Consider the following 20,243-nt stretch of genomic DNA (forward strand, 5'->3'; position numbering starts at 1 on the left):
CGCGGGCGCTGGGAGAGGAGAGGGGCGGGCCCTCCGGCCGGTGAGCGGGGATCGGACGGCCCGCCCCCTCCAACGCGCACTCAGGCGGGGGCGTCCAGGGGACGCAGCTCGTCGGCGTAGCTGACGGACACGCGGCGCATCACGCCGTCGCGGTCGATGGAGTACTGGCCGAGCCGCCACAGCGGCGGCGAGTAGGCGTGGATGGACACGCTGGTCTCGGCCACGCCCGACAGGCGGTGGATGTGGTCGGGCCCGAAGCAGAACGACTGCCCCTCGGTGACGACCGTGCGGACGTGGTCGCCGCCGATGCGCGGGTTGCTCTCCTCCAGGGCGCCCGAGACGACGCGCACCGCCCCCGAGGAGATGTCGTGGTCGTGCCAGCCGGTGTCGTTCTGCGGCGTCCAGCACAGCAGCCACACGTCGACGTACTCGTCGCGGTGGAGCGAGGCGTAGTGCCGCTGCTCGTCGGAGAAGGCGACGTGATGCCGCCACAGTCCGGGCTCCTGCGCCAGGGCGTCGACCAGGGTGCGCAGCTCGCGCTTGTCGAGCGTCCTGGCGGGCAGGCTCGCCAGACAGGACGAGGCACCGGGGGACGAGGGGGTCAGCAGTGCCTCAGACGGCATGTGTTCGCTCCTTTCCATGCAGCAGTCGGTACGGGTTGGCGACGCGGAAGGCGTGCCGGGCCGCCTCCCCCTGCTTGAGGTCGGCGGGCGGCGCGTACGGGCGGTCCGAGCCGTGCACGACGACGTCGACGCCGAGCGCGCGCACCACGGCGTCGGCGGCGCGCGGCCCGTAGGAGGAGGTCTCGACGAAGGCGTCCGGATCGACCTCGCCCCGGCCGCCGCCCCGGGCGGCCAGGCGCTCGCCGTGCACGGGGGCGAGCCCGGCCAGCAGCGCGAAGCACACGCGCAGGCGCGGATGGCGCGGCCGGCCGTAGGCGCGGAAGGCGAACCAGGCGGCGTGCATCTGCTGCACGTAGGGCACCAGCGCCGTCCACCACGCCGGGACGTCGCCGTCGATGCGGGGCGCCGGGCCGGGGTGGACGAACAGCGGCAGGCCGCGCCGCTCCAGCACGTCCAGCAGGGGCGCGCAGCGGGCGTATCCGGCGGCGTCGGCCAGCGCGTCGGCGGGCAGCTGGAGCCCCACGAAACCGCGGTCGAGGTCGCGGTCGAGCGCGTCGGCGTCGACCTCCCGCACGCACGCGGCCGCCCAGGCGCCGAACGGCTCGGGCAGCGCGGCGGCGCCGTCGTGGTAGGCGTCCAGAAGTGGCCGACTGTCCTCGGGGGGCAGCCATTCAATGCCCAAAGGTGAGGACAGTGAGACCAACGCGGAGTCCAGGCCGTCGGCGGCGGCGAGCTCGGCGCGGCGGGCCGGGTCGTGGTCGGCCGGATCGACCTCGTACGGCGGCTCTCCGTGCAGGTGAAGCGTCCATCCGTCGAGCCGGGGCGGGGTGCGGCGGGCGCGCAGGGCCTCGATCAAAGGAGCCCCCCACAGATGCTGGTGCACGTCCACGCCGGGCATGCGCGATTCCCCCCGGGGCTCGGTCGGCTCTCCTGAACCGCATCACTGAACCGCTTCAGTGAACCGGTTCAGCCGTCGGCGCGTCAAGTGGACCCTGGGGACTGTCGGCACCGCCCTCTAGGGTTGGGGTGTGCCAGACAGGCGCAAGCGCGCGACCATCAGAGAGGTGGCGCAGGCGACCGGGCTGTCGCCTGCGGCCGTCTCGTACGCGTTGCGCGGCATCCAGACGTCGGAGGAGACCCAGGAGCGGGTGCGCGCGGCCGCCGAGCAGCTCGGCTACGAGGCGCATCCGATCGCCCGCGCCCTGGCCAGCGGCCGCACCGGCTTGGTCGGGCTGCTGTGCGGGTCGCTGGAGGACTACTGGCAGCAGTCCCTGGCCGTGGGCATCGGCCGGGCCCTGCTGGCCCGCGACCGCTACGCGCTCATCGTGGACGCCGTCGGCGACCCGCAGCGCGAGCTGGCGCTGGCCCGGCGGCTGCGCGACCAGCGGGTGGACGGGCTGATCGTCCAGCCGCTCGACCCGTCCGCGCCGCTGTGGGCCGAGCTGGCCGAGACGCTGCCGGTGGTGTCGATCGGCGACGCCCTGGCGGGCGGCAACTCCCAGGGCGAGGTGGTGTTCGACAACCGGCGGGGCGTGACGCTGGCGCTGGAGCACCTGCGCCTGCTCGGGCACCGCCGCGTCGCGGTGTTCACCCCCACCCGTCCCAGCACCCCCGACCGCCCCGCCGACGTCCACGTCAACGCCGAGGCCCGGCGGCTCGGCCTGGACGTCCAGGTGGTCGTGGCGCAGCAGTCGCTGGCCGAGGCCACCGACGCCGCCCGCCGGGTGCTGGAGGGCCCCGGCCGCCCCTCGGCGGTCTTCTGCTTCTCCGACGTGATCGCCTACGGGGTGTACGCGGCGACGCGCGCGCTCGGCCTGTCCGTCCCCGGCGACGTGGCCGTGTGCGGATACGACGACCATCCGATGTCGGCCCTGCTCACGCCGCCGCTCACCACCGTCGACTGGAACATCGGCGGCATCGTCGACACCGCGGTCCGCCTGGTGGTGGACGTCATCGAGGAACGTTCCCCCGCCCGCCGCGTCGTCTGCGAGCCCGCCCTGCGCGTGCGCGAGTCCACGGCCCCGGCGACCGCATGACCGCCCGTGCCCCGGCCGCGCTCCGTGCGGCGCTACGGCTGCTGCGGGTCGTGCGCGGCAAAGCGCCGCGGGACGGCCGGGCCGTCCTGCGACGGGGTCGTGCCCGGCGGCGCGGTGGCCTGCCGCAGGGCGCGGGCCAGGCGGGGCAGCAGGTCGGCCGCCGACGCGATGTCGGTGTCCAGGGGCCGGTCCTCCACGCGCTCGTCCAGCACGCCGGAGGCCATGTCGAAGGCGGCCCTCAGCGGCCCGCCCGCGGGGGCGCGGCCCTGCATCCGCAGCGCCCGCACGGCCGCGACCAGCTCGCAGCCCAGCCCGATCCGGTACGCGCCGAGCGCGTCGGTGGTGGCGCGCGCCGACTGCGTCGAGAAGCCCGCGTGCTCCTCCACGCCGCGCGACAGCACGGCGCTGCCCAGCGCGGCGGGGGTGGCCAGGCGGCGCACGTCGGCCAGCGCCGAATGCGCCACGTACTCCAGGATCATGATCCCCGAGGACGCCTCCGTGGCGCCCTGGAACGGGTACAGGCCGGTGAACGAGGGCTCGGCCAGCGTGCCCAGGCGGGCCGCCGACAGCGCCATGGTCTGGAACAGCGCGGCCCGCACCGAGTCCAGCGCCAGCCCGACGTAGGCGGTGTGGAAGTTGCCGTTGTGCCAGACCGTGCGGCCCGCCACGTCCACCAGGGGGTTCTCGGCGCGGGCGTTGATCTCGCGGGTGATGGTGTCCTCGGCGTAGGCGGCGGCCTCCAGCGCCGGGCCGTGCACCTGCGGGAACGCCCGGTAGCCGTAGGGGTCCTGGATGCGCGCGGGGGTCGGCTGGTCGTAGGCGAGCAGGGTGCGCATCGCGTCGGCGACCCGCTGCTGGCCCGGGTGCGGGCACGCCTCCTGCACGGCGGGGGAGTACGGCTCCTCCGACCCGCGCACCGCGAACAGCGACAGCGCCGCCGCCACGATCGAGGCGTCCAGCAGTTCGCGCAGGTCGGTGACGGCCAGCGCCGCCTCGCCGAGCGTGGCCGCGTTGGAGCTGATGAACGCCAGCGCGTCCGCCGAGCGCAGGGTGAAGCCGGGGCCGGCCGCGGTGCCGCCGTCGGCGCCGCCGCCCAGCCAGGCCCGCTCGCCCAGCAGGCACAGCGCGGTGGACGCCAGCGCGGTCAGGTCGCCGGTGCCGATCGCCCCGTACACCGGCACGGGCGGCAGCAGGCCCAGGTTGAGCACGTCGGCGAGGGCCTGCAGGACGCCCGGGTCCACGCCCGAGCCGCCCGCGGCGATCTGGTTCAGCCGCACCGTCAGCATCGCCCGGACGATCTCGGGGGCGACCAGCGGGCCCGCGCCGGCGGCGTGGCTGCGCAGCAGCCGCAGCCCGTGCGCGTCGGCGTCCTCCCACTCCACGTCCACGACGCGGTTGGCGCCGACCCCGGTGGTGCGGCCGTACACCGGCTGGGCGGCCGCCACCTCCCGGGCGACCCGCCACGCCGCTGTGGCACGTTCCACACCGTCTTGCGCCACGGCGATCGCGACATCGCCGCGTGCGGCCCGGGCGACCTGGGAACAAGTGAGAGATGTCCCATCGATAACGATTCGGCTGTTTTCCACAGCCTCACGGTACTTTCCTCACTTTTCAGATAGTTATGCTTCGAAGTGAGAGGGCGGGCCGGTCAGCCGACCATGGCTCCGCCGGTGGCGATTGACTACCGTGAGGTAAGGACGTAACCCGGCAAAGCACGACGGAGCGGGCAGCCGCCAGCAGGACGAAAGACACCCCACCGGAGACCGCGGCGTCGCCCCGGCGCCCACGAGGACGTGACCACATTGATCACCTTTGCGGGCGTGACCAAGCGCTACCCCGACGGCACGGTCGCCGTCGACCGACTGGACCTGGAGATCCCGGCCGGGCGGATCACCGTGCTGGTCGGCCCGTCCGGCTGCGGCAAGACCACCACGCTGCGGATGATCAACCGGATGGTCGAGCCCAGCGCGGGCACCGTCACGGTGGACGGCCGGGACGTGCGCGAGGTCGACCCCGCCGCGCTGCGCCGCGGCATCGGCTACGTCATCCAGCAGGCCGGGCTGTTCCCGCACCGCACGATCATCGACAACATCGCGACCGTGCCCTACCTGCTGGGCTGGGACAAGAAGAAGGCCCGCGCCCGGGCGCACGAGCTGATGGAGCGCGTCGGCCTGGACCCGGCGCTGGCCCGCCGCTACCCCGCCCAGCTGTCGGGCGGCCAGCAGCAGCGCGTCGGCGTCGCCCGCGCCCTGGCCGCCGACCCGCCGATCATGCTGATGGACGAGCCGTTCAGCGCCGTCGACCCGATCGTGCGGGCCGGGCTGCAGGAGGAGTTCCTGCGGCTGCAGCGCGACCTGGAGAAGACGATCGTGTTCGTCACCCACGACATCGACGAGGCGGTCAAGCTGGGCCACCGCATCGCGGTCTTCCGGGTCGGCGGCGCGCTGGCCCAGTACGCCACCCCCGCCGAGCTGCTGGAGCGGCCCGCCGACGACTTCGTCACCGACTTCCTCGGCGGCGAGCGCGGCATCCGCCGCCTGCGCTTCTTCCAGGAGCTCGACGCCGAGGAGACCGCCGCCGAGGCCGCCGGCGCCGGGGACGCCGCGGGCGAGGACGAGGGCGGCCGGACCGCGGCGGCGGGGCGGTGACCGCGCTCAGTGCGGCCGCTTCCCAGGGCGAGCCGCTCATCCGCTGGGACTGGGTCTCGCGCAACCTCGACGGCGCCATCGCCGAGGCGTTCCGCGAGCACCTGGTGCTGTCGTTCACCCCGGTGCTGCTCGGCCTGGCGATCGCGCTGCCGCTCGGACTGGCGTGCGCGCGCTGGTCGCGGCTCTACCCGGTGGTGCTGGCCGCCACCAGCGTGCTGTACGCGGTGCCCGCCATCGGCCTGTTCGTGATCTTCGTGGCGTTCACCCGGCTGACCTACACCACGGTGGTCGTCCCGCTGGCGCTGTACACGCTGTCGGTGCTGGTGCCGAGCGTGGTGGACGGGCTGCGGTCCGTCCCCGACCACGTCCGCCAGTCCGCCGAGGCCATGGGCTACCGGCCGCTGCGCCGGCTGCTGGGGGTGGAGCTGCCGATCGCGCTGCCGGTGGTGATGGCCGGGCTGCGGGTCGCCACGGTCGCCAACATCAGCCTGGTCAGCGTGGGCGCCCTCATCGGCATCGGCGGCCTCGGCCAGCTCATGGTCACCGGGATGAAGTGGCCCGGCGGCGGGTTCACCACCCCGATCGTCGTGGCGATCGTGCTGATCATCCTGCTGGCGCTGGTCGCCGACCTGCTGCTGCTGCTCGTCCAGCGGCTGCTCACCCCCTGGGCGCGGGCCGGGCGCGGCGGCGGGCGCGCCGCACGCCGCGCGGCCGCGGCGAAGGGCGGTGGCGCCGCGTGAACGTCATCTGGAACTCCCTGGGCTGGTTCGGCGAGGCCGGCCGCTGGTCGGGCCCCGACGGCATCCCGACGCGGCTGCTGGAGCACCTGTGGTACTCGCTGCTCGCCTTCGCCGTCACCGTGGCGATCGCGCTGCCGCTGGGCCTGGTGCTGGGCCACCTGCGCCGCGGCCGGGCCGCCGCGGTCGCCGGCTTCCTGGTGATGTCGTCGGCGAACGCGGCGCGCGCCCTGCCCACCCTGGGCCTGCTGATCCTCGCGGTGATCCTCACCTCCGCCGGGGACCTGGTGCCGATCCTGATCCCGCTGGTCGCGCTGGCCATTCCGCCGGTGCTGGTCAACACCTACGCCGGTGTCCAGCAGGTGGACGCGGGGCTGCGGGACGCGGCCGAGGGCATGGGGATGACCGGGCGCCAGGTGCTGGCGCGGGTGGAGCTGCCGGTGGCGCTGCCGCTGGTCCTGCTGGGCCTGCGCACCGCGCTCATCCAGATCATCTCCACCGCTACCATCGCCGCCTACGTGGGGCTCGGCGGGCTCGGCCGCTACATCGTCGACGGCTACTCCCGGCAGGACTACGACAGCATGGCCGGCGGCGCGATCCTGGTGATCGCGCTGGCGATCGCCACCCAGCTGGCCTTCGCCGCCCTGTACCGCGCCGCGGTCTCGCCGGGCGTGCGCCCGCAGGCCCCCCGCCCCCGCCAAGAGCGTCCCGGAACCAAGCGGCGCGCGCCGAGCGCACCGCCTGTGAGGAAGGAAACCCTCCCATGACCCGGATGATCCGCGGGGCGGCGCTGCTGGCCGCCGCCGTGCTCGCCCTGTCGGCCTGCGGCGGCGGAGGCGGTGACGACGACCCGCTGAGCGGCGGCGGAGGCGACGGGACCGCCGTCACCGTCGGCGGCGCCGACTTCCCCGAGAGCGGCCTGATCGGCGAGATCTACGCGCAGGCCCTGGAGGCCAAGGGCGTCAAGGTCGAGCGCAAGTTCGGCATCGGCTCCCGCGAGGTCTACTACAACCAGGTCAAGAGCGGCGCGATCCAGGTCTTCCCCGAATACAACGGGGCGCTGCTGGCCTACGTCGACAAGGACGACCCGGCGAGCACCGGCCAGGAGGTCAACGCCGCGCTCAAGCAGAAGCTGCCGCCCGAGCTGGAGATCCTCGACCCGGCGCCCGCCGAGGACAAGGACAGCCTGGTGGTCACCGGCGACACCGCCGCCGAGCACAACCTCAAGACGATCGAGGACCTCAAGCCGGTCGCCGGGGACATGGTGCTGGGCGGCCCGCCGGAGTTCAAGACCCGCAAGCAGGGCGTGGTCGGCCTGGAGCAGGTGTACGGGCTGAAGTTCAAGGAGTTCAAGTCCCTGGACACCGCCGGCCCGATCACCGTGTCCAACCTGAGCAAGGGACAGGTGCAGGTGGCCAACCTGTTCTCCACCGACGCGGCCATCAAGAAGAACGGCTTCGTCGCGCTGCAGGACACCAAGAACCTGTTCGGCGCGCAGAACGTCGTGCCGCTGGTCTACAAGTCCAAGGTGAACGACACCGTCCGCAGCACGCTCAACGCGGTGTCGGCCAAGCTCACCACGGACGGGCTGCTGCATATGAACGCCGACATGTCGGAGAACAAGACCGACCCGGCCACCGTCGCCAAGGACTGGCTCGCCGAGAACGGCCTCGGCTGACAGCCGTCCGGCACCGCTGACAGGACCTCCTCGCCGCACGGCCGGCGAGGAGGTCCTCGCGTGTCACGGGGCGTCGGCGCGTCGGCCGATCCGTTACCGAACTCGTCCCCGGGGCGCGTCATCCAAGGGGGAGGATGATCAACGCGTCCGGTCATCGCGCTGACACGGACGGTCCTCGGCCAGGTCAAGGAGGGACGATGCCGCAGCCTCCCGGCGACTACCCCGACGGTCAGGGCAACATCCGGTACTGGAACGGGCAGTACTGGACGGACAAGGTCCGCACCCCGGCGGGAGGGTACGGCCACGACCCCAACGTGCCCTCCGGCTCCCCTCCAGGGGAGTTCTGGCGGGAGGGCCCGCCGCGGACGGCGCCCACGGCCCCCGACGACTCCGCCGTGAACCCGTTCCCGATCGTGCCCGCCGGGGGGCCCGGCTGCATCATCGGCGGCTTCGCCCTGGTGCTCCTGCCCAGGGTGCTGTGGTGGGTCTACAAGCAGGAGATCCAGGCCCACCGGTGGGAGCTGCTGGTCCTCCTCGTCGTCGTGACCGCCGTCTGGGCCGTGCGGCGGATCACCGGCAGGCCCAGGCTCGTCAACCGCGCCGTGGGAGCGATTCTCTGGGGCGTGCTGCTCATCTCCACGGTGGGCGGCTTCCGCAGCGACAACGGCTCCGACTCCGAGCCCGCCCCCGCGCCGAGCTACGACGTGGTCGCCGAGGCGCGCAAGGTCCTGGTGGCCGCGGGCAAGGGCGACGAGGACCTGTGCTCGGAGATGCCGGGCGAGCTGCAAGGCGCGCTGCAGGAGCGCACCGGGTACGCCAGTTGCTTCGGAGCGTTCCAGGAGATCGCCCGCCAGATCGACGCGCAGGAGCTGGAGCAGCTCAAGAACGTGCAGGTCACCGTGCTCGGCGAACGGGACGTCAAGCCGTGCTGCGCGATATTCGCCGAGCCCCGCACCTACTACCGGGTCCGGCTGGGGTCCAATCCGCTGGGCTGGAAGGAGATGGAGTTCTCGCCTGGGGAAGAGGTCGCCGCCGTCATGTCCATCACCTGGTGAGCGGTCCTCCGGAAGGGGCCGCTAGCGGGTGTGCGGGCGGCCGCCGAGGCGGGCGGTGAGGTCGGCGGCGGTGGCGCGGACGCGTTCGGCCAGCCACGGCCACGACTCCTCGGGGCGGCGCTCCCGGCGGAACGTCACCGCGACCGCGGCCGCGGGGTGGCCGGTGTGGTCGAACGCGCAGGCGGCGATGCTGGCCAGGCCCTCGGTGATCCAGCCGTCCTCGTACGACCAGCCGCGCCGCGCGTCGTCGGCCAGCACCCGGCGCAGCTCGCGCAGCGACGCCGGGCCCCGGCCCGTCCGGTGCACGAACGGCGCCCGCCCCGGGAACAGCGCCCGCACCTGCGCGGCGGGCAGGTGCGCCAGCATCGACCGGCCGCTGGCGGTGAGCTGCGCGGGCATCCGCACGCCCACGTCGGTCACCAGGGTCTCGTGCCGCGGCGGCTGCTCCTTCAGCAGGTACAGCGTCTCCGCCCCGTGCAGGACGCCGAGCTGGGCGATCTCCCCGACCCGGTCCACCAGGCGGCGCAGCAGCGGGCGGGCGAGCCGCTCCAGCGGCCCGTGCCGCAGATAGGCCGAACCGATCTCGAACGCGGCCACCCCCAGGCCCCAGCGCCGCTCCTCCGGCAGGTACGTCACGAACCCGTCCTCGGCCATCGCCGCCAGCAGGTGGTAGGTGCTGGACCGCGGCACGTCCAGATGGCGCGCGATCGCCGACGCCGGCAGCGGACCGGCGGACGCCGCCAGCAGCCGCAGCACCGCCATCGCCCGCCGCGCCGCCGGCACCTGCTCGCCCATCGCGCCTCCCCCCGGGTCCGCTGCGGCAGCGTCTGGACGGCCATTGTCTCGTATGTCAGACACAGGAGCCGCCTCGGGCCTGGGGCGGCGGGGCGCGGCGCGCTCCAATGGTGGGTATGGATTTCGGCATGGGGGACGCAGTCGTCGAGGTCGGCCCGGAACCGGTGACCTTCGACCAGGTGGTGGCCGTCGCGCGGAACGGAGCGGCGGTGGCGCTGTCGGACGAGGCGCTGAAACTGATGGCCGACTCCCGCGCCCACATCGAGGAACTGGCCGCCCTCCCCACCCCCGTGTACGGGGTGTCCACCGGCTTCGGAGCCATGGCGACCCGGCACATCGCGCCCGGACTGCGCGAGAAGCTGCAGGTCAACGTCGTCCGATCGCACGCCGCCGGCTCCGGCCCGGAAGTGGAGCGCGAGGTCGTGCGGGCCATGATGCTGCTGCGGCTGCGCACCCTGGCCAGCGGCCGCACCGGCGTGCAGCCGCGCACCGCGCAGACGCTGGCCGCCCTGCTCAACGCGGGCATCACCCCGGTCGTGCACGAGCACGGCAGCCTCGGCTGCTCCGGCGACCTGGCGCCCCTGTCGCACGTCGCGCTCGCGCTGATCGGCGAGGGCACCGTGCGGGACGCGTCCGGCGAGCTGCGCCCGGCCGCCGAGGCGCTCGCGGACGCGGGCATCGAACCCGCCGTGCTCGGCGCCAAGGAGGGCCTGGCGCTGATCAACGGCACCGACGGCATGCTCGGCATGCTCGTCCTGGCCATCGCCGACCTGCGCCGCCTGCTGACCGCCGCCGACCTGGCCGCCGCGATGAGCGTCGAGGCGCTGCTCGGCACCGACCGCGTGTTCGCCGCCGACCTGCAGGAGCTGCGGCCGCACCCGGGGCAGGCGGTGTCGGCCGCCAATCTGCGGGCCCTGCTCGCCGACTCGCAGATCATGGAGTCGCACCGCGGCCCCGACTGCCCCCGCGTCCAGGACGCCTACTCGCTGCGCTGCTCCCCGCAGGTGCACGGCGCCGCCCGCGACACCCTGGCCCACGCCGAACTGGTCGCCTCCCGCGAACTGGCCGCCGCCATCGACAACCCGGTGGTGCTGCCGGACGGGCGGGTGGAGTCCAACGGCAACTTCCACGGCGCGCCCGTCGCCTACGTCCTGGACTTCCTGGCCATCCCGGTCGCGGACGTGGCGTCGATGTCCGAGCGCCGCACCGACCGCATGCTCGACCGCGGCCGCTCCGGCGGGCTCCCGGCGTTCCTGGCCGACGACCCCGGCGTCGACTCCGGCCACATGATCGCCCAGTACACGCAGGCCGGGATCGTGTCCGAGCTCAAACGGCTCGCCGCGCCCGCCAGCGCCGACTCCATCCCCAGCTCGGCCATGCAGGAGGACCACGTGTCCATGGGCTGGAACGCCGCCCGCAAGCTGCGCCGCGCCCTGGACGGCCTGGCCCAGGTCGTCGCCGTCGAGATCCTCACCGCCGCGCGCGCCCTCGACCTGCGCACCCGGCTGCGCCCCGGGCCCGCCACCGGCGCCGCCGTGGCCGCGCTGCGCCGCCGCGTCCCGCCGCCCGGCCCCGACCGCCACCTCGCCCCCGAGATCGCCGCCGCCGCCGAGCTGGTCCGCGACGGCACCCTCGTCGCCGCCGCCGAAACCGTCACCGGCCCCCTCGCCTGACCCGGCCCGACTCCTTGAAGGAGCGATCACCATGTCCGCTGGTCCCCGGCCCGTGCGCGCCCCGCGCGGCACCTCGCTCACCGCCGCCAAGGGCTGGCCCCAGGAGGCGGCCCTGCGCATGCTCATGAACAACCTCGACCCGGAGGTCGCCGAGCACCCCGACGAGCTGGTCGTCTACGGCGGATCCGGCAAGGCCGCCCGCGACTGGGACTGCTTCGACGCCATCGTCCGGTCGCTGACCTCGCTGGAGGGCGACGAGACGCTGCTGGTGCAGTCCGGCAAACCGGTCGGGATCTTCCGCACCCACGAGTGGGCGCCGCGCGTGCTGATCGCCAACTCCAACCTGGTGCCGCAGTGGGCCACCTGGGAGGAGTTCCGCCGCCTGGAGTCGCTCGGCCTCACCATGTTCGGGCAGATGACCGCCGGGTCCTGGATCTACATCGGCACCCAGGGCATCCTGCAGGGCACCTACGAGACGTTCGCCGCCGTCGCCGCCAAGCGGTTCGGCGGCTCCCTGGCCGGGACGATCACGCTGACCGCCGGGCTCGGCGGCATGGGCGGCGCCCAGCCCCTGGCCGTCACCATGAACGGCGGCGTGGCCATCTGCGTCGAGTGCGACCCGTCCCGCATCGACCGCCGCGTGCAGCACCGCTACTGCGACGTGCGCGTGGACGACCTGGACGAGGCGCTGCGCCGCGCCGAGCAGGCCCGCGACCGGCGCGAACCGCTGTCGATCGGCGTGCTCGGCAACGCCGCCGACATCGTCCCCGAACTGCTGCGCCGCGGCGCGCCCATCGACATCGTCACCGACCAGACCAGCGCCCACGACCCGCTGAAGTACCTGCCGCGCGGCGTGGCGTTCGACGACTGGGCCGCCGAACGCGACAAGGACCGCGACGGCTTCATCGCCCGCGCCCGCGAGTCGATGGCCGCGCACGTCGAGGCGATGGTCGGATTCCAGGACGCCGGCGCCGAGGTCTTCGACTACGGCAACGCCATCCGCGGCGAGGCCCGCCTCGCCGGATACGCCCGCGCGTTCGACTTCCCCGGATTCGTGCCCGCCTACATCCGCCCGCTGTTCTGCGAGGGCAAGGGCCCGTTCCGGTGGGCCGCGCTGTCGGGCGACCCGCGCGACATCGCCCGCACCGACCAGGCGATTCTCGACCTGTTCCCCGACAACGAGCCGCTCACCCGCTGGATCCGCATGGCCGGGGAGAAGGTGCACTACCAGGGCCTGCCGTCGCGGATCTGCTGGCTCGGCTACGGCGAGCGCGACAAGGCCGGGGCGGTGTTCAACGACCTGGTGGCCCGCGGCGAGATCAGCGCCCCGATCGTCCTCGGCCGCGACCACCTGGACTGCGGCTCGGTCGCCTCCCCCTACCGCGAGACCGAGGGCATGGCCGACGGCTCCGACGCCATCGCCGACTGGCCCCTGCTGAACGCCCTGCTCAACACCTCCTCCGGCGCCACCTGGGTTTCCCTGCACCACGGCGGCGGCGTCGGCATCGGCCGCTCCATCCACGCCGGACAGGTGTGCGTGGCCGACGGCACCGACCTGGCCGCCCGCAAACTGGAACGCGTCCTGACCAACGACCCCGGCACCGGCGTCATGCGGCACGCCGACGCCGGATACGAACGCGCCCGCGAGGTGGCCGCCGAACGCGGCGTCCGCATCCCCATGAACGAGAACCCCGGGAACGAGGACGAGGGCTGACGGCCGTGGGCTTCGAGGAGATGTGGTCGGAGCTGCTGCCGGTCGGCCGCGACCCCGACGGCGGCGGATACCGCCGGTTCGCCTGGACGCCGCCGGAACTGGAGTGCCGCGCCTGGTTCCTGGACCAGGCGCGCCGCCGCGGCCTGGACGTCGAACACGACCGCAACGGCAACCTGTTCGCCTGGTGGCGCCCCGACGGCGCCGCCGGGCCGGCCGTCCTGACCGGCAGCCACCTGGACTCGGTGCCCGGCGGCGGCGCGTTCGACGGACCGCTCGGCGTGGTGTCCGCGCTGGCCGCCGTCGACCTGCTGCGCGAACGCGGCGTGCGCGTCCGCCGGCCCGTCGGCGTGGCCGTGTTCGCCGAAGAGGAGGGGGCGCGCTTCGGCGTCGCCTGCCTGGGCTCGCGGCTGCTCACCGGCGCCATCGACCCGGCCCGCGCCCGCGGCCTGCGCGACCGCGACGGCCGCGCGTTCGCCGACGTGCTCGCCGCCCACGGCCTCGACCCGGACGCGATCGGCCGCGACGACGACCTGCTCGGCCGCGTCGGCTGCTTCGTCGAACTGCACGTCGAACAGGGCCGGGCCCTGGACGCGCCGGTCGGCGCGGCGAGCGCGATCGTCCCGCACGGGCGCTGGCGGTTCGACTTCACCGGCGAGGGCAACCACGCCGGCACCACCCGCCTGGCCGACCGCCGCGACCCCATGCTGCCGTTCGCGCGGATGGTGCTGGCCGCCCGCGAGGCCGCCGAACGCCACGACGCCGTCGCCACCGTCGGCAAGGTGGACGTGACACCGGGCGGGGTGAACGCCATCGCCTCGTCGGTCGCGGCGTGGCTGGACGCCCGCGGCCCGTCCGACGACGCCGTCCGCCGCACCGTCGCCGACGTGCACGACGCCGCCCGCGCCGCCGCCGCGTCCCACGGCGTCGCCGTCCGGCTGGCGGAGGAGTCCTACACCGACACCGTCGGGTTCGACACCGCCCTGCGCGACCGGATCGCCGCCGCCCTCGGCGGGGTGCCGGTGCTGCCCACGGGAGCCGGGCACGACGCGGGCGTCCTGGCGGCGCGGGTGCCGACCGCCATGCTGTTCGTCCGCAACCCGACCGGGGTGTCGCACGCGCCCGCCGAACACGCCGAGACGGCCGACTGCCTGGCCGGAGTCGAGGCACTCGCCGCGGTACTGGCCGACCTCACCCGCGGGTAGTGAATTCGTTATGTACTGGCATGCCGAGTTCGCCTGGCTCGGTGACCACATCGCCGCCGACGTGCTCATCGAGGTCGACGGCGAACGGTTCACCCGCATCACACCCGGCGTCCCCGCCCCGCCGGACGCCCGCCGCCTGCCCGGCCTGACGCTCCCGGGCCTGGCCAACGCCCACTCCCACGCCTTCCACCGCGCCCTGCGCGCCCGCGCCCAGGGCGGCCGCGGCACCTTCTGGACCTGGCGGGAGCAGATGTACGCGGTCGCCGAACGGCTCGACCCGGACACCTACCGCGCCCTGGCCGCCGCCGTGTACGCCGAGATGGCGCTGGCCGGGGTGAGCTGCGTCGGCGAGTTCCACTACCTGCACCACCGGCCCGGCGGGGAACCCTACGACGACCCCAACGCCATGGGGGAGGCCCTCATCGCGGCCGCGGCCGACGCGGGCATCCGCATCACCCTCCTGGACACCTGCTACCTGACCGGCGGGATCGGCCGGCCGCTGCAGGGCGCCCAGCTGCGCTTCGGCGACGGCACCGCGGGCGACTGGGCGCGCCGCGTCGACAGCCTGCACGACCGCACCGGCAAGAGCGGCAGCGCGCACGCCCGGGTCGGCGCCGCCGTGCACTCGGTGCGCGCCGTGCCCCGCGAGCAGATCGGCGCCGTGGCGGACTGGGCGCGGCGGCACGGGGCGCCGCTGCACGTCCACCTGTCCGAGCAGCCCGCCGAGAACGCCGAATGCCGCGACGCCTACGGCATGACCCCCACCCGGCTGCTCGCCGAATGCGGCGCGCTCGGCGCCCGCACCGTCGCCGTGCACGCCACCCACCTCACCGGCGAGGACATCGGCCTGCTCGGCGCCACCACGACCGGCGTGTGCATGTGCCCCACCACCGAACGCGACCTGGCCGACGGCATCGGCCCGGCCCGCGACCTGGCCGACGCCGGATCGCCGATCTGCCTGGGCTCCGACCAGCACGCCGTCATCGACCTGTTCGAGGAGGCCCGCGCCGTCGAACTGGACGAACGGCTGCGCACCCGCGAACGCGGCCACTGGACCGCCGGGTCGCTGCTGGCCGCCGCCACCTGGAACGGCCACTACGGACTCGGCTGGCCCGAGGCGGGACGGCTGGAACCCGGCTCGTACGCCGACCTGGTCACGGTCGTGCTCGACTCGCCCCGCACCGCCGGCGCCGGCCCCGAGCACCTGGCCGAGGCCGCCGTCTTCGCCGCCACCGCCGCCGACGTCCGCCATGTCGTCGTGTCGGGCCGCGAGATCGTCCGCGACGGCCGCCACCTGCTGGTCGGGGACGTCGCCGCCGCCCTGGACGCGGCCATCGCCGCCGTCACGCGGCGGACCTGACCCCGCGCGCCGCCAGCGTCCGCCCGAACCGCTGCGCCGGAGCCTCGATCCAGCGGTGGGTCGCCCAGCTCACCGCCAGCAGCACGGCCACGAACAGCACGAGCCGGTGCACCTCGTCGCGCCCGGACGTGCCGAAGAACCGGTCGGAAAGGTTCAGCAGCACGTGATGCACCAGGTAGACGGAGAAACTGATCGTGCCCAGGCCCGTCCACCACCGCGGGAACCGCCGCCCGCGCAGCAGCCACACGGCCGCGAACGACCCGGCCGCCAGCAGCACCGAACCCGTCCAGTACGCCCGGAACCCCGCGACCTGCTCGGCGGGCACGCTCACCTCCGCGTGCCACACCCCCGCCGCGACCACGCCCGCCAGCACCGCCAGCATCGTCCCGGCGGCGGCCGCACGCCCCATCCGCCCGTGCTCGGCCCGGTACACGACCGTGCCGGTGAACATCACCGCCAGGATCACCAGCCCCTCCCATGCGCCGATCCGGCTGTTGAGCACGACCAGCAGGACGGCGACGACCCCGCCGGTCACCCCGCCGGCGACCCGCACGGCACCCCGTCCGAACATGGCGCACCCCACCGCCGCCGCGAGCAGCCCGGCCGTGCCGAACACGACCGGGCCGAGCCCCGCCGTCCGCGAGAGCAACGTGGACGGCAGCACCCCGCCGCCCGCCAGCGCCGCGGCGATGCACACACCCGCGACCGTCCCCGGCCGCCCGCCCCCCTTGACCACGAACAGCGCCACGACCAGCAGGTAGAAGGCCATCTCGTACGACAGCGTCCACAGCACGTTGATGACGTTCGGCACGGCCAGCACGTCCTGCAGCATCGTCGCGTGCGCCACCGCCGCCACCACCGGGTCGTACTCGCCCAGCCCGGCCCGCAGCTCGCGCAGCCCCGTCACGGCCAGCACCACCGGTACCGCGCACGCCGCCGCCAGCAGCGGGCAGATGCGGAAGAACCGCCCGATCCAGAACCGGCGCACATCCCCGTGCCGCTCCAGCGAGACCGGCACGATGTACCCGCTCACCAGGAAGAACACCAGCACGCCGTACCGGCCGGGGTCGAACCAGCCGACCATGTGCGTCCGCAGCTGCGGCACGTAGTAGAACGACGCGTGATGCAGTGCCACCACAAGCGCCGCCCACCCCCGCAACGCGTCCAACCACCCCAGCCGCACCGCGGCGGCGTTCTCGACAGGACGTGGCACGACAGCGGGGGGAGCCATCCCGCCAGACTAAACGCCCACGGAACCGCCCGAACCGTCAGCCGGCGATCAGGCGCTGCGCCCCCTCGCGCGCCCGGTCAGCGGGGATCGCGAACCCGATGCCGATGGAGCCGCCGGTCCCGTCCCGCATCAGCGTCGCGATCGCGGTGTTCACGCCGATGACCTCGCCGCGCGCGTTGACCAGCGGGCCGCCGGAGTTGCCGGGGTTGATGGAGGCGTCGGTCTGCAGCGCGGTTCCGGCGGCCCCGCCCTCGCCCAGGCGCACCTCCCGGTCCAGCGCGCTGACGATGCCGCTGGTGACCGTCCCCTGCAGGCCCAGCGGCGAGCCGAGCGCCAGCACCGGCTCCCCGACCCGCACCTGCGACGAGCGGCCGAACGGCAGCGGCGCCGGGCTCTGCTCCGCGGGGATCGCCAGCACCGCCAGGTCGCGCGCCCGGTCGGACCCCACCACGCGCGCCGCGACGCGGCGGCCGTCGGCCAGCACCACGGTGACCCGGCCGCCGCCCCCGACGACGTGCGCGTTGGTCAGCACGCGGCCCTGCCGGTCGATGACGAACCCGGACCCGGTGCCCAGCCTGCCGCCCGACCTCACCTCGATCGACGTCACGCTGCCCTGCACCCGCGCCGCCACGGCACTGAGGTCACCGGCCGCGCCGCCCGCCGGTGCGGCCGCGGCCTGCGGCACCGTGGGCGCCGGCACCTGCGCCATCATCCGCCCGGCCGCGCCCCCGGCCAGCCCCCCGACCACCAGCGCCGCCAGCACCGCCGCGACGACCAGCAGCCCGACCCCGCCGCGGGAACGCCGGGACTCGCCGTAATCCCACGGGTCCGGCACGGCATCCCTGAACGGATCGTCCTGGGGCCACGTAGACGGGGGAGACGGGAAGCGAGGACGGCCTGACTCGAACGCCCCGTACGGGACGCCGTTGCGGGCGGTGCCCGTACCCAGGCCGTACTGCCGATCTGTGTGCGGTGGGTAACTCATGCGGCTCCTCACTCTCACAAGTGAGTACTCCGCCCCCACCTCACTCCGTTCAAACGGGGCGAACGCCCGTCCGCCGCCAAGCGCCCGGATCTACCCCTTCGCCTTCGCGATGACCCGGCTCACCTCGTCCCGGCCGAACGCCCGCAGGGTCGTGCTGCGGACGTTGCCCGCCCCGCCGTTCCGCAGCATCGCCGCGGCAGCCGTCTCGTCGTCCGGAGCCTCGAAGATCGCCACCAGGTCGTACCGGCCCACGGTCCAGTAGAGGTCGACGAGCCTGGCGCCCATCTCCTCCAGCGCCGCGGCGAAGGCATCCGCCCGCTTCACGGTGTCCTCGTAGGCCCGGATCCCCTGATCCGTCCAGTTCAGCAGCGAAATATAAGTCGGCACCTCATCCCACCCCCAAGGACGACGCCTCGACCAACCCCCTTCCCCTACCCGACCAACCAGGCCCCCCACGCTCTCGGCGCGGGGGATTCGTGCGGCGGAAGCCTGACGCGCGGGCGGGGCGGCTCGTAGCCTGAAGGCGGCGGGTCTTCAGGAGGTGCGGGCTCATGCGTGACGTCGATCCGGCCGACCCGGAGCTGTCCGTGGGGCAGCGGGTCCAGTACTTCCGGCGGCGGCGCGGCATGAGCCGCGAAATTCTCGGCGGGCTGGTCGGCAAGAGCGCCCGCTGGGTGAAGGCGGTGGAGCGCGGGGAGGTCAGGGAACTCAAGCTTCCGACCGTGCTGAGCCTCGCCGAGGCCCTGCGGCTGCGCGACATCGCCCAACTCACGGGCGGGCGGCCGCTGCCCGTCGGCATGTTCCGCGGCCCCGGCCATCCCGCGCTGCCCGCCGTCCGGGACGCCATCAACGCGGTGTCGGTGTCCATGACCGACCCGCCCAGCCCGCTGGACCACCTGGAGGCGCGGCTGAGCGCGGCGTGGCGGGCGCGGCATGCGGCTCCCGACCACCGCACCGTCCTCGGTACGCTGCTGCCCGACCTGATCAAGGACGCCAAGAACGCCGTGCGCGCGTACGAGGGAGCGGAGCGGCGGCACGCGCTGTCGCTGCTGGCGCGCGTCTACAACCTCGCCCAGTTCTTCCTCGCCTACCAGCCGTCCCCCGACCTGCTGTGGCGCGTGGTCGAGCGTTCGATCATGGCGGCCGAGGAGTCCGGGGACGCGCGCGCGTTCGCCGGGGCCGTATGGCTGGCCGCTCAGGCGCACCGGGACGCGGGCGACTTCGACGCGGCCGAGGCCGTCAACCGCGAGGGGCTCGAACTGCTCAAGGGCCGTGCCGACGACGCCGGTGACGAGCTGCGGGCGCTGTGGGGCGCCCTCCACCACGAGGTCGCCTACACCGCGGCGTGCTCCGGCCAGCGGGGGACGGCGTGGCGGTGGTGGGAGAAGGCGCAGAAGATCGCCGAGTCCCTGCCGCCGGACTACTACGAGCCCATGACGTCGTTCAGCAGGGTGATCATGGGCCCGCACGCGGTCACCGTGGCGGTCGAAGGGCGGCAGGGCGGCGAGGCGCGCAGGCAGGCGGCCCGGACGGCCGCCGCCGCCATCCCGTCGCACCCCCGCAGGGGCCGCCACCTCATCGAGGTGGCACGCGCATGGCGCCTCGCCGGCGACGAGGAGGCGGCACTGCACTCGCTCGACAACGCGTACGCCGCCGCACCCGAAACGATCCGCTACAACGGCTACGCCCGCCGAATGGTCACCGAACTGGCCCAAGATGGCCCACCCACCCTCCGCCAGGACGCCCACGACCTAGCCGACCGCATCGGCCTCCTCGTCTGACGCCCCTGGCCTGATGAGGTAGGGGACAACTTCCTGTCCGTCCTGTGCTGCGGGGCGTCCTAACGTCCCGCCATGGCGAATTCACGCAGAGTGATCAAAAGTGGCCGCAGGGTTGCTTTGAGGCTGGCGGCCGAGTTTCCCGGGTGGTGGGTTGAAGCGGCGGGTGGGCGGTGGGTGGCGCGGCGGAGGCGGCCGGACGGCGTGTGGGACGTCGACTTCGTCGTCTCCGAGGTGGGGGCCGGGTCGGCGGAGGAGCTGCGGGCGGCGCTGAGCCTGATCACACGGACGGACGCCATCGTCATGGTGCGGCGGCTCGGGCAGGCGCTCGCCGAACGCGGGCGCCGCGTCCGCGTGCGGCGCGATGTGCTGGTGGCGGTCGACGCGGGTGGCGGGGAGTGGGCGGTCGTCTGGGACGGCGTGCACTTCCGGTGGGGCGACGGGGCGCCGGTGCCACCCGCCCTCGATATCGATGACACCGCGGAGCTGATCGACCGGGCCATCAGGCGGGAGGCCGGGCGGTGAGCGGGTTCCGCGTGTTCGGTGTCGACGCCGAGCTGCTGCACACTCCGGCGGCGCAGTCCCTCGAAGAGCGGTTTCCGGGGGCGTGCGTCTGGTACGGGCTGGCGACGCGCAAATGGTGGGCGCTGGAAGGCGGGCGGCTGCTCGAAGCCGACACCCCGGAACATCTCGCGGGCCAGATCGCATGGCTGCGGAGGTTCGCATGA

Annotated in this window: 19 protein-coding genes and 1 pseudogene; 13 read left to right on the forward strand and 7 right to left on the reverse strand. The window is 74.2% G+C overall.

Features of this window, described 5'->3' with window-relative positions; genetic code table 11:
• Window positions 1–80 precede the first annotated feature (80 nt).
• Together ABD879_RS01155 and ABD879_RS01160 are read right to left on the reverse strand one after the other, a co-directional pair.
• Window positions 81–623, reverse strand: coding sequence for a cysteine dioxygenase (locus ABD879_RS01155; protein ID WP_345016466.1), 543 nt, complete (start codon window positions 621–623; stop codon window positions 81–83).
• A complete protein-coding gene (locus ABD879_RS01160; protein ID WP_345016468.1) occupies window positions 613–1,521 on the reverse strand; it encodes an amidohydrolase family protein in 909 nt (302 codons plus the stop codon). Before ABD879_RS01160 ends, ABD879_RS01155 begins: the two co-directional genes overlap by 11 nt.
• A 166-nt stretch (window positions 1,522–1,687) precedes the next feature.
• On the opposite strand from ABD879_RS01160, the gene ABD879_RS01165 reads away from it, so the two are divergent.
• Window positions 1,688–2,659, forward strand: coding sequence for a LacI family DNA-binding transcriptional regulator (locus tag ABD879_RS01165; protein WP_345016470.1), 972 nt, complete (start codon window positions 1,688–1,690; stop codon window positions 2,657–2,659).
• A gap of 32 nt (window positions 2,660–2,691) precedes the next feature.
• Here ABD879_RS01165 and ABD879_RS01170 read toward each other — a convergent pair whose 3' ends face one another.
• The gene (locus ABD879_RS01170) at window positions 2,692–4,245 is read right to left on the reverse strand and encodes an aromatic amino acid ammonia-lyase (protein WP_345016472.1); all 1,554 of its coding nucleotides are present in this window, start codon (window positions 4,243–4,245) and stop codon (window positions 2,692–2,694) included.
• A 216-nt stretch (window positions 4,246–4,461) separates the two neighbouring features.
• Here ABD879_RS01170 and ABD879_RS01175 point away from each other — a divergent pair.
• The 5 genes and pseudogenes from ABD879_RS01175 to ABD879_RS01195 form a co-directional block, all read left to right on the forward strand.
• A pseudogene (locus ABD879_RS01175) lies at window positions 4,462–5,208 on the forward strand (ABC transporter ATP-binding protein); the annotation flags it as partial.
• Window positions 5,209–5,303: 95 nt separating this feature from the next.
• Window positions 5,304–6,047 carry an ABC transporter permease gene (locus ABD879_RS01180; RefSeq protein WP_345016474.1) on the forward strand — a complete coding sequence of 248 codons (744 nt, stop codon included), beginning with the start codon at window positions 5,304–5,306 and terminating at the stop codon, window positions 6,045–6,047.
• Entirely contained in the window at window positions 6,044–6,811 is a 768-nt protein-coding gene (locus ABD879_RS01185; protein WP_345016476.1) for an ABC transporter permease, read from the forward strand. The genes ABD879_RS01180 and ABD879_RS01185 overlap by 4 nt, the downstream gene beginning before the upstream one ends.
• On the forward strand, window positions 6,808–7,722 hold the full coding sequence (locus ABD879_RS01190; protein WP_345016478.1) for an ABC transporter substrate-binding protein: 915 nt from the start codon (window positions 6,808–6,810) through the stop codon (window positions 7,720–7,722). The genes ABD879_RS01185 and ABD879_RS01190 overlap by 4 nt, the downstream gene beginning before the upstream one ends.
• Window positions 7,723–7,919: 197 nt before the next feature.
• Window positions 7,920–8,777, forward strand: coding sequence for a hypothetical protein (locus ABD879_RS01195; RefSeq protein WP_345016480.1), 858 nt, complete (start codon window positions 7,920–7,922; stop codon window positions 8,775–8,777).
• A gap of 21 nt (window positions 8,778–8,798) precedes the next feature.
• Here the strand turns inward: ABD879_RS01195 and ABD879_RS01200 are convergent, their stop codons facing one another.
• The gene (locus ABD879_RS01200; protein WP_345016482.1) at window positions 8,799–9,572 is read right to left on the reverse strand and encodes an IclR family transcriptional regulator; all 774 of its coding nucleotides are present in this window, start codon (window positions 9,570–9,572) and stop codon (window positions 8,799–8,801) included.
• A 128-nt stretch (window positions 9,573–9,700) separates the two neighbouring features.
• Here ABD879_RS01200 and hutH point away from each other — a divergent pair, with 128 nt between their 5' ends.
• Genes hutH through ABD879_RS01220 form a run of 4 tightly spaced genes read left to right on the forward strand, consistent with a single transcriptional unit; the run spans window position 9,701 to window position 15,521 of the window.
• Complete coding sequence (hutH, locus tag ABD879_RS01205) at window positions 9,701–11,245, forward strand: histidine ammonia-lyase (protein WP_345016484.1); 1,545 nt, start codon at window positions 9,701–9,703, stop codon at window positions 11,243–11,245.
• 31 nt (window positions 11,246–11,276) lie between these two features.
• Window positions 11,277–12,959, forward strand: a complete 1,683-nt coding sequence (gene hutU / locus ABD879_RS01210) for a urocanate hydratase (RefSeq protein WP_345016486.1) — start codon at window positions 11,277–11,279, stop codon at window positions 12,957–12,959.
• A gap of 5 nt (window positions 12,960–12,964) precedes the next feature.
• Window positions 12,965–14,161: an allantoate amidohydrolase gene (locus tag ABD879_RS01215; RefSeq protein WP_345016488.1), complete on the forward strand. Its 1,197-nt coding sequence runs from the start codon at window positions 12,965–12,967 to the stop codon at window positions 14,159–14,161.
• Between the two features lie 10 nt (window positions 14,162–14,171).
• On the forward strand, window positions 14,172–15,521 hold the full coding sequence (locus tag ABD879_RS01220; RefSeq protein ID WP_345016490.1) for a formimidoylglutamate deiminase: 1,350 nt from the start codon (window positions 14,172–14,174) through the stop codon (window positions 15,519–15,521).
• Here ABD879_RS01220 and ABD879_RS01225 read toward each other — a convergent pair.
• The 3 genes from ABD879_RS01225 to ABD879_RS01235 form a co-directional block, all read right to left on the reverse strand.
• On the reverse strand, window positions 15,505–16,734 hold the full coding sequence (locus ABD879_RS01225; RefSeq protein ID WP_345016492.1) for an acyltransferase family protein: 1,230 nt from the start codon (window positions 16,732–16,734) through the stop codon (window positions 15,505–15,507). The two genes, ABD879_RS01220 and ABD879_RS01225, sit on opposite strands and share 17 nt — an antisense overlap.
• Window positions 16,735–16,789: 55 nt before the next feature.
• Entirely contained in the window at window positions 16,790–17,587 is a 798-nt protein-coding gene (locus ABD879_RS01230) for a S1C family serine protease (RefSeq protein ID WP_345016494.1), read from the reverse strand.
• A 240-nt stretch (window positions 17,588–17,827) separates the two neighbouring features.
• Window positions 17,828–18,124, reverse strand: a complete 297-nt coding sequence (locus ABD879_RS01235; RefSeq protein WP_345016497.1) for a GYD domain-containing protein — start codon at window positions 18,122–18,124, stop codon at window positions 17,828–17,830.
• Between the two features lie 164 nt (window positions 18,125–18,288).
• Between ABD879_RS01235 and ABD879_RS01240 the strand changes: the two genes are divergently transcribed.
• The 3 genes from ABD879_RS01240 to ABD879_RS01250 all read left to right on the forward strand — a co-directional run bounded on the left by ABD879_RS01240 (window position 18,289) and on the right by ABD879_RS01250 (window position 20,243).
• On the forward strand, window positions 18,289–19,518 hold the full coding sequence (locus tag ABD879_RS01240) for a helix-turn-helix domain-containing protein (RefSeq protein WP_345016500.1): 1,230 nt from the start codon (window positions 18,289–18,291) through the stop codon (window positions 19,516–19,518).
• Between the two features lie 174 nt (window positions 19,519–19,692).
• Entirely contained in the window at window positions 19,693–20,040 is a 348-nt protein-coding gene (locus tag ABD879_RS01245; protein ID WP_345016502.1) for a hypothetical protein, read from the forward strand.
• Window positions 20,037–20,243 carry a hypothetical protein gene (locus ABD879_RS01250; RefSeq protein ID WP_345016504.1) on the forward strand — a complete coding sequence of 69 codons (207 nt, stop codon included), beginning with the start codon at window positions 20,037–20,039 and terminating at the stop codon, window positions 20,241–20,243. The genes ABD879_RS01245 and ABD879_RS01250 overlap by 4 nt, the downstream gene beginning before the upstream one ends.

The sequence above is a fragment of the Actinomadura keratinilytica genome (assembly GCF_039539665.1).
GTDB lineage: Bacteria > Actinomycetota > Actinomycetes > Streptosporangiales > Streptosporangiaceae > Spirillospora > Spirillospora keratinilytica.